Origin of the sequence: Marinobacterium alkalitolerans, from assembly GCF_017776525.1 — a bacterium.
Taxonomy (GTDB): domain Bacteria; phylum Pseudomonadota; class Gammaproteobacteria; order Pseudomonadales; family Balneatricaceae; genus Marinobacterium; species Marinobacterium alkalitolerans.
The window spans coordinates 79,744-94,466 of sequence record NZ_JACVEW010000010.1 but is presented as its reverse complement, the minus strand read 5'-3'; the positions used below and the strand labels follow the sequence as shown (position 1 = coordinate 94,466).

At 56.5% G+C, this 14,723-nt stretch carries 17 protein-coding genes; 4 read left to right on the top strand and 13 right to left on the bottom strand.

Annotated features, from left to right (window positions below; genetic code table 11):
* Positions 1 to 9: 9 nt before the first annotated feature.
* The 10 genes from H9C73_RS08140 to groES all read right to left on the bottom strand — a co-directional run bounded on the left by H9C73_RS08140 (position 10) and on the right by groES (position 7,659).
* Positions 10 to 1,050 carry an inorganic phosphate transporter gene (locus H9C73_RS08140; protein WP_209287315.1) on the bottom strand — a complete coding sequence of 347 codons (1,041 nt, stop codon included), beginning with the start codon at positions 1,048 to 1,050 and terminating at the stop codon, positions 10 to 12.
* A gap of 48 nt (positions 1,051 to 1,098) precedes the next feature.
* A complete protein-coding gene (locus H9C73_RS08135) occupies positions 1,099 to 2,436 on the bottom strand; it encodes a sensor histidine kinase (RefSeq protein ID WP_209287314.1) in 1,338 nt (445 codons plus the stop codon).
* Positions 2,436 to 3,116, bottom strand: a complete 681-nt coding sequence (locus H9C73_RS08130) for a response regulator transcription factor (protein WP_209287313.1) — start codon at positions 3,114 to 3,116, stop codon at positions 2,436 to 2,438. The genes H9C73_RS08135 and H9C73_RS08130 overlap by 1 nt, the downstream gene beginning before the upstream one ends.
* Before the next feature lie 2 nt (positions 3,117 to 3,118).
* Positions 3,119 to 3,436 carry a PepSY domain-containing protein gene (locus H9C73_RS08125; RefSeq protein ID WP_209287312.1) on the bottom strand — a complete coding sequence of 106 codons (318 nt, stop codon included), beginning with the start codon at positions 3,434 to 3,436 and terminating at the stop codon, positions 3,119 to 3,121.
* 38 nt (positions 3,437 to 3,474) lie between these two features.
* Entirely contained in the window at positions 3,475 to 4,008 is a 534-nt protein-coding gene (locus H9C73_RS08120; RefSeq protein WP_209287311.1) for a cytochrome b/b6 domain-containing protein, read from the bottom strand.
* A gap of 10 nt (positions 4,009 to 4,018) precedes the next feature.
* On the bottom strand, positions 4,019 to 4,288 hold the full coding sequence (locus H9C73_RS08115; RefSeq protein WP_209287310.1) for a PepSY domain-containing protein: 270 nt from the start codon (positions 4,286 to 4,288) through the stop codon (positions 4,019 to 4,021).
* Between the two features lie 85 nt (positions 4,289 to 4,373).
* Positions 4,374 to 5,201, bottom strand: coding sequence for a CvfB family protein (locus H9C73_RS08110; protein WP_209287309.1), 828 nt, complete (start codon positions 5,199 to 5,201; stop codon positions 4,374 to 4,376).
* Between the two features lie 104 nt (positions 5,202 to 5,305).
* Positions 5,306 to 5,488: a tRNA (uracil-5-)-methyltransferase gene (locus H9C73_RS08105; RefSeq protein WP_209287308.1), complete on the bottom strand. Its 183-nt coding sequence runs from the start codon at positions 5,486 to 5,488 to the stop codon at positions 5,306 to 5,308.
* Between the two features lie 228 nt (positions 5,489 to 5,716).
* Positions 5,717 to 7,348, bottom strand: a complete 1,632-nt coding sequence (groL, locus tag H9C73_RS08100; RefSeq protein WP_209287307.1) for a chaperonin GroEL — start codon at positions 7,346 to 7,348, stop codon at positions 5,717 to 5,719.
* Entirely contained in the window at positions 7,345 to 7,659 is a 315-nt protein-coding gene (gene groES, locus H9C73_RS08095) for a co-chaperone GroES (RefSeq protein ID WP_209287306.1), read from the bottom strand. The genes groL and groES overlap by 4 nt, the downstream gene beginning before the upstream one ends.
* A 206-nt stretch (positions 7,660 to 7,865) precedes the next feature.
* Here groES and H9C73_RS08090 point away from each other — a divergent pair, with 206 nt between their 5' ends.
* Positions 7,866 to 8,453: a hypothetical protein gene (locus tag H9C73_RS08090; protein WP_209287305.1), complete on the top strand. Its 588-nt coding sequence runs from the start codon at positions 7,866 to 7,868 to the stop codon at positions 8,451 to 8,453.
* A gap of 69 nt (positions 8,454 to 8,522) precedes the next feature.
* Here H9C73_RS08090 and ppsA read toward each other — a convergent pair whose 3' ends face one another.
* Complete coding sequence (gene ppsA / locus H9C73_RS08085; RefSeq protein WP_209287304.1) at positions 8,523 to 10,889, bottom strand: phosphoenolpyruvate synthase; 2,367 nt, start codon at positions 10,887 to 10,889, stop codon at positions 8,523 to 8,525.
* A gap of 206 nt (positions 10,890 to 11,095) precedes the next feature.
* Between ppsA and ppsR the strand changes: the two genes are divergently transcribed.
* On the top strand, positions 11,096 to 11,914 hold the full coding sequence (gene ppsR, locus H9C73_RS08080; protein ID WP_209287303.1) for a posphoenolpyruvate synthetase regulatory kinase/phosphorylase PpsR: 819 nt from the start codon (positions 11,096 to 11,098) through the stop codon (positions 11,912 to 11,914).
* A gap of 1 nt (position 11,915) precedes the next feature.
* On the opposite strand, the gene H9C73_RS08075 is transcribed toward ppsR, so the two are convergent.
* On the bottom strand, positions 11,916 to 12,281 hold the full coding sequence (locus H9C73_RS08075) for a DOPA 4,5-dioxygenase family protein (RefSeq protein ID WP_209287302.1): 366 nt from the start codon (positions 12,279 to 12,281) through the stop codon (positions 11,916 to 11,918).
* A 171-nt stretch (positions 12,282 to 12,452) separates the two neighbouring features.
* On the opposite strand from H9C73_RS08075, the gene paaX reads away from it, so the two are divergent.
* The gene (paaX, locus tag H9C73_RS08070) at positions 12,453 to 13,373 is read left to right on the top strand and encodes a phenylacetic acid degradation operon negative regulatory protein PaaX (protein ID WP_209287301.1); all 921 of its coding nucleotides are present in this window, start codon (positions 12,453 to 12,455) and stop codon (positions 13,371 to 13,373) included.
* A 24-nt stretch (positions 13,374 to 13,397) separates the two neighbouring features.
* Positions 13,398 to 13,952, top strand: a complete 555-nt coding sequence (locus H9C73_RS08065; RefSeq protein ID WP_209287300.1) for a DUF2889 domain-containing protein — start codon at positions 13,398 to 13,400, stop codon at positions 13,950 to 13,952.
* A gap of 51 nt (positions 13,953 to 14,003) precedes the next feature.
* Here the strand turns inward: H9C73_RS08065 and paaY are convergent, their stop codons facing one another.
* The gene (gene paaY, locus H9C73_RS08060) at positions 14,004 to 14,621 is read right to left on the bottom strand and encodes a phenylacetic acid degradation protein PaaY (protein ID WP_209287299.1); all 618 of its coding nucleotides are present in this window, start codon (positions 14,619 to 14,621) and stop codon (positions 14,004 to 14,006) included.
* Positions 14,622 to 14,723: the final 102 nt, after the last annotated feature.

The following is a 14,723-nucleotide window of genomic DNA, read 5'->3' as shown; positions in this document are numbered from 1 at the left end:
AGAAGAGAATCATAACCCTGCAACGAACAGGCGCATCACTTCGTACATCAGGATCGCCAGCACACCTGACCCGGGAATCGTAATCAGCCAGGTGGTCGCAATCTCCCGAGCCTTGGCCCAGCGAACGGCGCGAGGCCGTTCAGACGCTCCGATGCCCATAATGGATGATGACACCACATGAGTCGTTGAAACCGGTGCGCCAACAAGTGAGGCCAGGAACACCACGCTCGCCGAGGTCATCTGTGAGTTCAGCGCGTGCAGCGGCCGAATTTTGTAGATTGCAAAGGCCAGGGTGCGCACAATCTTCCAGCCCCCCAGTACCGTGCCCAATGTAATCGCCGAAGCACACAGCATGATGACCCAGAACGGCACCTCAAACTGATCAATTTCCCCGCCCAGTAACAGACACAGGGTCAGGATGCCCATGCTTTTCTGGGCATCGTTGGCACCATGAGAGAAGGCAAGCCCTGCAGTGGTAAGCCACTGTGCCCCGCGCAGCTCTCGGTTCACCAGCGGGCTGGCAGAGCGCAACAGAAACAGGGTCACCCGCTGCAGAATAAATCCGACCCAGAAGCCCATCAGCGGGGACAGGATCAGGGCCAGCAGCACCTTGGTGACGCCGGTGAACTCACCTCTTGTCAGAGCTTCCAGACCCCAGACCACCTGTTCAGGGCCCGCTGAAATGGCCACAACGCCACAGAGACCACCCACCAGCGCGTGAGAAGAGGACGATGGCAGTCCGCGCCACCAGGTGAGCAGATTCCAGGCGGTGGCAGCCGCCAGCCCACAGAGCACGACCATGAGCGAGAGCGTCTCGGGCAGATCATCAAGGGTGACGAACTTGCCAATGGTATTGGCCACGGCGGTTCCACCCAGTACCGGCCCCAGAAACGTGAAGGTGCCAACAATCAGCACCGACTGGAGGGGCGTCATTGCTCGGGAGGCAATGACCGAAGCAACCATGTTGGAAGCGTCATGAAAGCCGTTGGTGAAGTCAAAGAGTACAACCACACAACCGGCCAGGAGGATCAGCAATCCAATCGAATCCATCTTGCTTCACTTTCATGAAAATGTAACCGCAGCATAACAGAGATGGGCTTACCCCGCCGTCAGACGCAGATCAACTTTTAAGCCACCCAGCTCAGATCGACTGAACTGCATCTCGCCGCCATAGCTTTCAACGATGGCCTGGCAAATGGACAACCCCAGGCCGCTGCCTTCACTCGCCGCCTCGTCGACACGAACGCCGCGCGCCGCAATGCGGGTAAGGTCGGCTTCACTGACGCCAGGACCATCATCCTCCACACTGAGCTCCCATTCCCCCGGTCGACTCGCTGACGACACGAACCGAATCCGCACCCGCTGCCGTGCATATCGCCAGGCGTTATCGAGCAGATTGCCAAGCAGTTCCAGCATGTCGTCACGGTCAAAAGGCACAGCGCCCGGCGGCAGCTCGGACTCCAGAGTGATCGCATCACTGCCAATCCTGTGCAGCAGTTTTGTCAGGTGTGGCATCTCGGCGCGGGGATTAAACTGCCGCCCCGGCCCCGGTGAACCGGCAATCCGTGCCCGTCTCAGCTCACGCTCGATACGCTCATAAAGCGCGGCATAGAGCTGCATCAGCTCCTGACGCACTTCAGGCTCTTGCTGCTGTTCGGACAGCCACCTCAACTGCTGCAGTGGCCGCTTGAGTTCATGTGCCAGATTGCCCAGTGCCATGCGCGAACGGGAAATCTGCTGGCCCGACTGCTGAAGCAATTGCTGAATACTGTTGACCAGCGGCACCACCTCGGCAGGCACCTCTTCGGGAAGCCTGACCAACTCCCCTGCCTGCTGCTGCGCCAGTGTCTGACGGACCGGCTCAAGGCGCGCAAAGCCGGAATGCAGGATCCGACGCTGCATCACCAGCAGGGCCGGTACACTGAGACCCAGCAATGCCAGCAGCCAGAGCTCAAACGCGCGCTGATCCGCTTTAAGGTCGGCAATATCCTCGGCCACCCATAACCGGAAACGCTCCCCCTGCTTGATGAAGCTCTGTTCCAGTACCAGCCATTGCTGATCGCCAAATGCAGCGGTTTCGGTGGTCACCGGCTGACCTGCCGGGATTTCAGGTGTCAGTTCCGGTTCAAAGTCCCACAAAGAGCGCGAACGAAATGAGGCCTGCTCACCCGACAGCTGATAGTAATGCCCGGACTGAACGCGCTGGTATGCCTGCAGGAGCGCCTGCTGGTTCAGCGCCCAGTCACCGTCTGGTGCCCGACTGAGCGCGGCAATCAGGCTTTCGGCATCATCCTCCAGCCGGCTGACGACAAAGGACTGTGTCAAACGGGTCACGCTGACATGCACCAGACTCAGCAGAGCTGCCATCACCACCAGCAAGCCGATCAACAGCTGCCGGCGGATCCGACCCTCCAGTGAAAAAGCCCCTTGCGCCATCAGCCGGCATCAACCCGCGACTTGGCAGGCAAACAGTAGCCCTGACCCCGGCGTGTGAGAATGACGTCACGCCCAAGACGTTGCCGCAACCGGTTGATATAGACCTCAATCACGTTACTGTCGCGCAGGTGATCTTCCTCGTAGACATGCTCACTCAGCTGGTTCTTGGACAGCACCCGGTCGGCATTGAGCATCATGTAGCGCAATAACCGGAACTCGATTCCGGTCAGCGCATGGGTTTCACCCCGTATATCCGACACCTGATGCAGATCCATATCCAGCGTGAGCCCGGCGACCTCCAGCCGGTTGGAAGTATGGCCGTATTGGCGGCGTACCAGCGCCTCCAGACGCGCCAGCAACTCTTCCGTATGAAAGGGCTTGCCCAGATAATCATCCGCACCCGCTTTCAGCCCGTCAACCCGCTCATGCCAGGCATCACGGGCTGTGAGAATCAACACCGGCATGTCACGGCCCTGGCGGCGCCAGCTTGCCAGCACCTCAAGCCCCGGCATTTTCGGCAACCCCAGATCCAGAATCACGGCATCGAACTGTTCTTCGCTGCCCAGAAATTCGCCATCCACTCCGTCCGCAGCGATTTCAACGGCATAACCGGCTTTCTGGAGTGCAGGTTTCAAGCGCCCGCACAGGGCGGCATCATCCTCAACCAGCAGCAGTCGCATGATCAGTCCTCAATCTCTTCTTTCAGAATCCGTCCCGTTACCGGGTCAAGATAAAACTCCCTGACGACACCATCCTCACCCAGCATCTCGATCTCGTATACGAGTCGTCCATGCTCATGCTCGACTTCCACATCCAGCAGGTGCCCCTTCAGGCGTGTCCTGTTTTGCTCCAGCAGATGTGTCAGGGGCTTGATTTTGCCTTGCTTGACCAGCTCCAGAATCTCCTCCTGATCCAGCTCCCGACTGGCCAGAGCCCAGGATGACGTGAACAGGCCTGCGAGCATGCATAGCGCGACACTGATAGCAGCGGTTCTTGTCATCCTGTTCTCCAAATATTGCAAGGTGCCAAAAGCGGCGCTCAGTGATGGTCAGAGCCGGAAGGCGCCCGTTTTCGACCGTTAATCATGGCGGCAGGCAGGTTTTCACGATGCCTCATACTGGCCAAGAATACACCGCCCAGATGAGCCGCGACCAGCAGCAGCACCAGGTTGCCCATCAGCTCATGCAGCTCTTCCACCCATTCTTCACCCCAGAAGATATCGGTGCCCAGCCAGCCGCTCAGCGTTAACAGCGACAAGCTCAGCAAGAGCAGCAGCACCATGGCACCACCGGCAGGATTATGACCGATATATCGCTTTTCCTGCCCCTTGCGAATGGCAGTCAAATAGCGCACGACGCTGCCCGGGGAGCGCACAAACTGGCTGAATCGGGCATAACGAGGCCCAACCAGCCCCCACAGCAGCCTGAACGCAACGAGTCCGGCGATGGTGTAGCCCATCAGCTCGTGCAGGTCCTGCCACTCATCTGCACTGATCCAGGCCACTGCAAAGCAGGCCACCAGCGACCAGTGAAATAACCGAACCAGCGGATCCCATACCTTAACAGTGGCCATGACCGCCTCCTCAGTCTTCGACTTTCATTTTGACGATATCGAAGGTTTTCGGGTTGAAATAGGCCTCTACCCGGCGCTCCTTGTCGTCATAGCCGTAGATCTCATAGCAGCCATCATCAATCTTGAAACGCTTGACCTCCCATCCTTTGGCAGTAACAGCGTCACGAAAAGCCTGTTCACTCTGCCATTCATCCCGAGGCACATCACATTTGTCACTCGCCAGAGCCGGGCCCGACACGGCGGCAGTTGAGATCAGAAGGGTTGCAATCAGCCTGTTCATGAAAGTAGCTCCTGTTGTTGATGTCAGGAGCTACTTTAAGGGGCGGGTCTTAAACGAAACTTAAAGGAAGGCTATTGGCCGAGTATCAGTCGAGCAGATGGATGCCCTTCTCATCCTGTCGAATCCGGCCCGATTTCATAAGCTGGCCCAGTGCCATTTTGTAGGCTTTTTTACTGACACCAAAGATTTCGCGAATGGCATCGGGGTCACTTTTATCACCCAGCGCGCAAAAGCCGTTACGAGCTTCCAGGTAGTTCAGCACTTGCTGTGCCAATGGGTCCACCCGGGCGTAGCCGGGTTTTTCCAGCATGACCGTGATTTTGCCGTCCTCACGTACCTGTTTCACAAATCCGGGCAAGCGCTGCCCGACCCGTACTGGCCGGTGAATATCCTGCTGATGCAACAGCGCCTGTGCACGGTTATCCAGTATCACCAGATAGCCAATGTCGGTTCGGCGCCAGACCAGCAACTCCACCAGTTGGCCCTGATGATACTCGGCCGCAGGATCAAAATGTTTTTCCAGCTTGGTCGTGGCGGCAATACGGCCGGTATTGTCCAGATATAGAAAAACCGTAACTGATTCGCCCGGCTTGAGGCGGCGTGTTTGCTCGTTGTAAGGCAGAAACAGGTCCTTGGGCAGCCCCCAGTCCAGAAAGGCGCCGACCTCATTGACTTCAGCCACCTTAAGGTTGGCAAACTGACCCACCTGCGCTCGCGGACGTTTGGTGGTGGCAATGGGCATGTCGTTCGTATCCAGGTACACGAACACCTGTAACCGATCACCCAAACGTGTGCCCGCCGGCACTTCTGCTCTGGGCAGCAAAATGCCGCCCTCACGCCCACCTTCAAGGTAAACGCCGAATTCGACTTCCCGAATAACCTTGAGCCTGTTCAGCTGCCCTGTCTCAACCATCTACCACTCCGCTTGTTGTTTGTGCACCGTCACGCATTTCATAACACCTTCAGGTGCGCGTGCAGTATACCCGAGTTATCGCCCCGGGCAGCGTGTACATGTACCTATCGTTTTTTGCGCGCCTTTTTCTTTTTGAAATAGTCTTTTACCGGGCGTGGCTTATCGGGCAGGGCCGCTTCAAAGCGGTGCCTGAGCCCCTCGGCACGCGCTTCCCGGGCATCCTGTTCACGCCGGGTACGGTGCTTTTCACCTCGGGCAGCAAAATCAATGATGTTGTCATCGGTCATCTGTCTCACCTGGATTCTGCATGCCCACCCTGACATCTCGTAATGGGCCAGAATTCAATCGCTTTATTCATTCAGGTTCAGAGCATTCTACGCCATTGAGGGCAGGAGGTTCGAGCAGAACCCGAGGCTGACAACCATGCCCGCAGGGCGTAATGCCTTTCAGATAAAAAAACCGCCGGATATTTCCGGCGGGTGTCGAAGTGAGGAGAGCCAAAGTAGTGAGGTGAATCAGCCCCAGTCATCCATGCCGGTGGCTGGCGCAGAGGCTTTTTTCTCTTCCGGCTTATCCGCGATCATCGCTTCAGTCGTCAACATCAGACCTGCGATGGAGGCCGCATTCTGCAGCGCAGAGCGTGTCACCTTGGCCGGGTCGATAATGCCCATCTCAAGCATGTCACCGTATTCGCCGGTCTGGGCGTTATAACCGAAGTTGCCATCGCCTGAACGCACCTGGTTCAGCACAACGCTGGCCTCTTCACCGGCGTTGGTCACGATCTGGCGCAGAGGTTCTTCCATGGCTCGCAGCGCAATGCGAACGCCCATGTCCTGATCATCGTTGGCCGTTTCAAGTCGCTTTTCGGCCAGTTTGGCTGCCGTGCGCACCAGCGCGACGCCACCGCCCGGGACTATGCCTTCTTCAACGGCTGCGCGAGTCGCGTGCAGTGCATCGTCCACAAGGTCCTTCTTCTCTTTCATCTCGACTTCGGTGGCCGCACCGATCTTGATGACGGCGACACCACCGGAGAGCTTGGCGACACGCTCCTGCAACTTCTCACGGTCGTAGTCGGAGCTGGTGTCTTCGATCTGCTTGCGGATCTGTTCAACCCGAGCATCAATTGCCTGGCTGGAACCCGCACCATTCACTATGGTGGTGTTCTCTTTGCTGATCACCACGCGCTGTGCGGTACCCAGCTGACTCAGCTCCACTTTCTCGAGTGACAGGCCGATCTCTTCCGAGATAACCGTACCACCGGTCAGAATGGCGATATCTTCCAGCATCGCCTTGCGACGGTCGCCAAAGCCCGGCGCCTTGACTGCGGCTGCCTTGATGATGCCGCGAAGGTTGTTCACAACGAGGGTCGCCAGCGCTTCACCTTCAACATCCTCAGCGATGATCAGCAACGGCTTGCCTGCCTGTGAGATCGCTTCCAGTGTCGGCACCAGGTCACGGATATTGCTGATTTTTTTATCGAACAGGAGGATATAGGGGCTTTCCAGTTCGGTCAGCATCTTCTCCTGGCTGGTCACAAAATAGGGCGACAGGTAACCACGGTCGAACTGCATGCCTTCAACGACTTCCAGCTCGTTTTCGAGTGACTTGCCCTCTTCCACGGTGATCACGCCATCACGGCCAACCTTGTCCATGGCATCAGCCAGAATCTGGCCAATGTCACTGTTCCAGTTGGCGGATACGGTGCCGACCTGATCTATGGACTTGCTGTCTGAACAGGGCGTTGCCAATGCATGCAGTTCCTCTACGGCGGCCTTGCATACGGTATCAATGCCTCGCTTGAGGTCCATCGGGTTCATGCCGGACGCAATCGCCTTGTGCCCTTCACGTACCAGGGCCTGAGCGAGAACAGTTGCGGTGGTGGTGCCGTCACCTGCAACATCTGCCGTCCTGGAGGCAACTTCCTTGACCATCTGTGCACCCATGTTCTGGAACTTGTCCTTCAGGGTGATCTCCTTGGCCACGGACACGCCATCCTTGGTCACACGCGGTGCACCAAAGCTTTTGTCCAGCACTACATTACGCCCTTTCGGGCCCAGGGTTACCTTTACGGCATTCGCCAGCGTGTTGACCCCCGCCAGCATGCGCTCGCGTGCATCAGTGGAGAATTTAACGGTTTTGGCACTCATGCTGCGTCCTCCTCAACCAAGGCATCTTCAATTACGGCTAATACATCGGTCTCACGCATGACCAGCAGTGTTTCGCCATCCTGTTTCACTTCAGTCCCCGCGTATCTGGCAAACAGCACACGGTCCCCCACATTCACGGTCATACCTCGGCGCTCACCGTTCTCCAGCAAGACTCCTTCGCCGACCGCAACGACTTCACCCTGGCTCGGTTTTTCAGCCGAGCTGTCTGGTATCACAATTCCACCTGCAGTGGTGGTCTCCGCTGCCAAACGTTTGACCACCAGACGATCATCAAGAGGTCGAATGTTCATACCAATTTTTCCTCCTTCCAACCTGCCACCGGCAGGCAACAAAAAGAAAACATGCCTGTGCGAATCAGTTCGCGGATATTCAAATAGGTCCACTTCAAGGCAGTTTCAAGAGCCTCTCTTGTTGAAAAAAATTCAACAAAATCAACAAACGCTTGAGTAAACCAGTGCTAACTTTAAGGCATAGGAGCTTGATCGGGGGGGTGCGGATGAACAGCTTGGACCAGACCGGCCAGTATGGCCTTGCCGAATTCTTTCGCCACCAGCTGGAACGGCTGGCCGGAACTCAAGCGGGTGAAGATACCCGATGGTACATCGGGAACCTGCTGGAGCGTTTCAGCCAAAGCAGTGCGCTGTACAGCTATGAAGAAGGCGAACTGAGCATTCGACCACTGACGCTGTTGTATGGCGATGCCCAACAGTGTCGGGATGAGCGTGAGCGTTGCCTGCTATTGCGACAGCTGGGAGATCAGGCACTTTTTCTGGGCGCCCTGTTTCCGGGCCACTATGCCCGCAAGGGGATTCGGCGTGATTACTTAATCGGCATGGGCAGCGCTGCCTATGATTATCTGGCCGACCACGCCAGAGAATGGGGCCGTGTTTTTGAGGAGCTGGCCAGGCGGTTTGCTTCAATCATGTTGCTGGTTGCACGTGTCTGCCACAGGGAAAAATGCTACAGCGCCAGTGAGATCATGGCGCTCTACCAGCGATGGCAGGTGACAAGAGACCAGACACTGGCAGAGCAGTTGTCGGCTTTGGGTATACAGGTAGATAGCGGCCAAGGGGGTATACACTGACCGCTTGCAGGTAAAACCACACAAAAAAGGCCCCAACAAGTGGGGCCTTGATTATGGCTCAGCGTACAATCAGGCTTTTTCGTTCGCCAGGAAGAACCAGGTATCCAGTACGGAGTCCGGGTTCAGGGAAACAGTGCTGATCCCCTGCTCCATCAGCCAGCGTGCCAGATCGGGGTGATCGGACGGCCCCTGACCGCAAATGCCCACGTACTTGTTCTGTTTGCGGCAGGCCTCAATGGCCATTGCCAGCAGGCGTTTGACCGCTTCGTTACGCTCATCGAACAGGTGTGCAATGATGCCCGAATCACGGTCCAGCCCCAGTGTCAGCTGAGTCAAGTCATTGGAACCGATGGAGAAACCATCGAAATGCTCCAGGAACTGATCGGCCAGCAGCGCGTTGGACGGGATTTCACACATCATGATCAGGCGCAGGCCATTGACGCCACGCTTGAGGCCGTTGCTGGCCAGCATCTCAACGACCTGCTTCGCTTCACCCGGGGTGCGTACGAAAGGCACCATGACTTCAACGTTGGTGAGCTTCATCTCGTCGCGTACCCGCTTGATGGCGCGGCACTCGAGTTCAAAGCAGTCACGGAAGTTGTCCGAGATATAGCGTGCTGCGCCACGGAAACCGAGCATCGGGTTCTCTTCGCTGGGCTCGTAGCGGTCACCGCCAATCAGGTGGCCATACTCGTTCGACTTGAAGTCGGACATGCGCACGATCACTTTCTTGGGGTAGAACGCAGCAGCCAGCGTGGAGATCCCTTCCACCAGCTTGTCCACGTAGAAATCAACCGGTGATGCATAACCGCCGATACGACGTTCGATGATCTGCTTTACGTCCCGCGGCTGATCGTCAAAGTTCAGCAGCGCCTTGGGGTGTACGCCAATCATGCGGTTAATGATGAATTCAAGGCGTGCCAGCCCGACACCCGCATTCGGCAGCGACTGGAAATCGAATGCACGGTCCGGGTTGCCCACGTTCATCATGATTTCGAACGGGAGATCCGGCATGGACTCGACACTGTTGCTCTGGTGCTCGAATGCCAGCTTGCCTTCGTAGACACGGCCGGTATCGCCCTCGGCACAGGACACGGTGACTTCCTGACCGTCCTTGAGTTTCTCGGTCGCATCACCGCAACCCACGATGGCCGGGATACCCAGCTCACGCGCAATGATCGCCGCATGACAGGTACGTCCACCACGGTTGGTCACAATAGCGGCAGCACGTTTCATCACCGGCTCCCAGTCAGGGTCGGTCATATCAGTCACCAGCACATCGCCCGGCTGCACTTCGTGCATGTCATCCAGACCTGCCACCACGCGTACCGGGCCGGAGCCAATGCGGTGGCCGATAGAACGGCCTTCGACCAGCTCGGTCCCTTTCTCTTTCAGCAGGTAGCGTTCGATCACGGTACCCTTGCTCTGACTCTTGACGGTTTCGGGACGCGCCTGCACCACGTACAGCTGTCCGTCATCCCCGTCCTTGGCCCACTCGATATCCATCGGGCGGCCGTAATGCTTTTCGATTGTCACGGCGATGCGTGCCAGTTCTTCAACATCGGCATCGTTAATGGAGAACTGGTTACGTGCTTCCTTGGGCACATCCACGGTTTCAACGGCCTTGCCGGCGCTGCCGTCATCCGTGTATACCATCTTGATCGCCTTGGACCCCAGTGTACGGCGCAGAATGGCCGGCGCTCCCTGTGCCAGGGTCGGCTTGTAGACGTAAAATTCATCCGGGTTCACGGCTCCCTGAACCACGGTTTCACCCAGCCCGTAGGCAGACGTAATAAACACCACGTGGTTGAAGCCGGACTCGGTGTCCATGGTGAACATGACGCCTGAGGAACCGGTTTCGGAACGAACCATGCGCTGAATACCGGCAGACAGGGCGACTTCGGCGTGCGTGAAACCCTTGTGCACGCGATAGGAAATGGCGCGGTCGTTGTAAAGAGACGCAAACACTTCCTTGATCGCCTGTTTGACATTGTCCAGGCCTCGAATATTAAGGAAGGTTTCCTGCTGACCGGCAAATGACGCATCCGGAAGGTCTTCCGCTGTGGCGGAGGAACGGACGGCAACGGCAATTTCTTCGCCGTTGGTCATTTCAGCCCAGGCGTCGTTGATCGCCTGATCCAGTTCCGGCTGGAAGTCCGCTTCCATGATCCACTGACGGATCTTGCTGCCGGTTTCAATCAATGCCCGGGTATCATCCGCATCCAGTGTATTCAGCGCTTCGTTGATACGATCCGCAAGCCCGCTTTGCGCCAGAAAGTCACGATAGGCAAGCGCTGTTGTCGCAAAACCGCCGGGCACTCGCACACCGGCATCACTTAGCTGGTGAATCATTTCACCAAGAGATGCATTCTTGCCGCCGACTTTGTCGACATCTCCCATGCCTGCCTGTTCAAGGCGCAGTACATAATCCTGCAAAGCCAATTCTCCTGAGTCTGAGCCGTTTGACGTAAGGATCATTATTATTATTCTGTCTGAAGGCCGGATAATACTGCAGATGAAACAAAAAATCTTGGGGCTGGCAAAATGTAATTTTATTACAAAAAACGCCCCGTTTTTTTCTGCTAAAGTAGCCCCCTCGCCGAGAGGCGCATTAGGCTAATCTGTCGACAATCGAGGCATACATGAAACGGACCGCATTCTTTATTTCAGATGGCACGGGTATTACCGCAGAGACACTTGGCAACAGCCTGTTATCACAATTTGAAGCGATTCGGTTCGAAAAAATCACCCTGCCATATGTCGACACCGTCGAGAAGGCACAGCGTGTAGTCGACCGCATCAATCAGCAGGCGGAGGAAGACGGGAAACCGCCTATTGTACTGGATACCATCGTCAATGACGAGATTCGCTCCCTTCTGGCCAGCTGTAACGGCTTCAAGATTGATGTGTTCTCAACCTTTCTGAAACCACTGGAGTCCGAGCTGGAAACCCACTCTTCCTACTCTGTCGGCAAGTCCCACGCCATTAACGAGATGGAGCGCTACAAGGACCGTATCGACTCGGTGAACTTTGCGCTGGACAATGACGATGGCGCGCGTACCCGCCAGTACAACGAAGCCGATATCATTCTGGTGGGCGTCTCCCGCTGCGGCAAAACCCCCACCTGCCTGTACATGGCCCTGCAGTTTGGCATCCGTGCGGCCAACTACCCGTTGACCGAAGAAGACATGGAAGCCCACCGGCTACCGGAGTGCCTGCAACAGCACCGCCACAAGCTGTACGGCCTCACCATAGACCCCTTCCAGCTGGCCGCCATTCGTCATGAACGTCGCGCCAACAGTCGGTATGCCTCACTGGACCAGTGCGATTTTGAAGTCAGAACGGTTGAGCGGCTGTTTCAGAAGGAGAGTATCGACTGCATCAATACCACTAACTTCTCAATTGAAGAGATCGCCACCCGCATTATCAACGAGGCGGGGCTGACACGCCGTATCAGCTAGATCATTTGCCTGCTTCGAACTGGCTCAGATCCAGCGGAGCAGGCTCGCCCAGCCAGTAGGCGTAATCGGTATGATCCCTGTACTCGTTACCGGTCAGGCCGTGCACCAGCACGCTCAGGTCACCTCGCGCCTCATCAAGCCAGGGAATAAACCTGTCAAAATCACCGCTGTTGAAGACCACCTGGACACTCCAGCGCAGATGCGGGCCAACGCACTTCTGGTGAATCCGTCCCACCTTTAATCCGAACTGCTGTTGAATAGTTGCGCACAGCGCCTCAACACGGTTTACACTCTGTTCGTTGAAGTAAATGTGGGCGTGGTAGGCGCGGTGTTGATTCACCGGATAGGTTTCAGCGCGGGTTTTCATGGCATGTCTCGGCTTGGTTTTAGCCTGAAGTGTACGCTGCCAAAGGGCCTCGCTGAACCCCTTCCTGTTTGTTGCACAAGGACTTGCAGCAGGTTCAGCTTGAGCCCATGGCCCTTTTGGCTTTAGAATTTCGCATCTTCAGGTGCTGCCAATGTGTAACAGAAATCTCCAATGACTAAAATTCGCTGTATCGAAGAACTCGTCGAAGAGTTCAAGGAGCAACGGCCCATCCGTGGAGGCTCGCTGATCATTACCATCTACGGTGATGCCATCGCGCCGCGTGGTGGAACCGTCTGGCTTGGCAGCCTGATCAACCTGCTGGAGCCGCTGGGCCTGAACCAGCGCCTGGTCCGTACCTCAATCTTCCGTCTCACCAAGGATGGCTGGCTCACGTCCAACCAGATTGGTCGGCGCAGCTATTACAGCCTGACCGACTCCGGCCGTCGCCGTTTCGAGAGCGCCTTCCGCCGTATTTACGCCGAGCTTTACCCCGAGTGGGATGGAAAGTGGGACATGATCCTGGCCAATCAGCTCGACAACGAGCTGCGCAAGGTGTTGAAGAAAGAGCTTGAGTGGCAGGGCTTTGGCAATATTGCTCCCAGTATCATGGCGCACCCGATGGCCGATACGCAGGAGCTGGTAAATACCCTGCAGGAACTCTGCGTGCAGAATGAAGTGATTCACATGCAGTCCGAACTGGTGGGTACGCAAACCTCGGAAGCCTTGAAAGAGCTGGTGCATGAGTGCTGGAACCTGCAAAAACTGGCTGAAGATTACCAGCAGTTTCTGGATCGCTTCAGGCCCATCCTGCGCGCCATCAAGGCAGCCGACGATCTTGAGGCAGAACAGTGCTTCCAGCTGCGCACGCTCCTGATACACCACTATCGTCGACTGCTGTTGAGAGACCCCCTGCTGCCTGAAAAGCTGCTGCCTGTTGATTGGGCCGGCACTTCGGCGCGGGTGCTGTGCCGAAATATTTATCGCCTTATTTACGACAAGGCCGATGAATGGCTGTCACAGACGCAGGAAACGGCAGATGGCCCCCTGCCCGAACCTTCTCCACGCTTCTACAAGCGTTTTGGCGGCCTTTGATCCTCGCTATTCGGAGAGCACATTATGCCCCTATCGACCCCGGTTAAGCGTGAGCGGCTGCATACCCGTTATGTGACTTGTAACGGTTACAGGCGCGAAGATGGCCTTTGGGACATTGAAGGCGAGCTGATTGATATCAAAAGCTTTGATCTTGAAGTGGCCGAGCGCAACGACGGCGTGATTCCGGCGGGCGAGCCCTTGCACAAGATGTCACTTCGGCTGACCATCGATTACGACCTCAACATACTCGATGTTGAAGCCAGCATGGACTATACCCCGTTCCGTTACTGCCCCGAGATTGCCGACAGCTTCCGCAAGCTGATCGGGCACCGGATTGCGCCCGGCTTTACGCGCTTGACACGCGAGCTGCTGGGCGGCACTCAGGGCTGTACCCATCTGCTGGAAATGCTGGGTGTACTGGCGACAACGGCATACCAGACCACGCATCACGAGCGCGAGAAGCGGGAAGATTTCGGCGCCAAGGGCGACAATCCCCCGCCCATGCTCAACACCTGTCACACCTTCGACACCAAAGGCCCCGTGGTCAAACAGTACTGGCCTCAGTTCTACGAAGAGTAACCTCCCGACATCTGCGACAGAGCCATAGCCTCCTGCTCTGCCGCAGGTCGCTTACTGAGACTGTTCCCGCTCCTTCACCTGATACAGCGGGATGACCTCATCCTCGAAGCTCAGGCGCTTGCGATCAGGCTCCACCTCCGTCAGCGGATCCACCTCCTGCATCGTGTTCAGGCTGCGAATCGCCAGATCCTGATACTGCTCGGTACCCTTGGATTTCCAGGCAATCTCCTGCTCACCCAGCTCACGAATAATACGTGCAGGCGAGCCCGCCACCAGCGTACGGTCCGGCACCTCGAACTTGGCTTTGACAAACGCCATGGCGGCAACGATGGAGGACTCACCTACCACCGCGCCATCCATGATCACCGCGTTCATGCCGACCAGTGCATTACGCTTGATGACACAGCCATGCAGAACGGCACCATGGCCAATGTGGCCATCTTCCTCGACGACGGTATCCGTCCCCGGGAAACCGTGCATGACGCAGGTATCCTGGATATTGGCCCCCTCCTTCAACTCGAGGCGTCCAAAATCGCCGCGCAAACAGGCGGCCGGACCCACATAACAGCGCGGACCGATGATGACGTCACCGATCAATACGGCTGAAGGGTGAACGAAGGCAGTCGGATGGATTACGGGTGTAATGCCATCGATTGAATACACTTTCATGCAGGTCTCCTGAATGATTGGGTTCCATTCGGCTTTTCCAGCATAGCCGATTTGTTGAGTTACACTTTACGATACAAAATTATTTTTTATCTACCAATTATT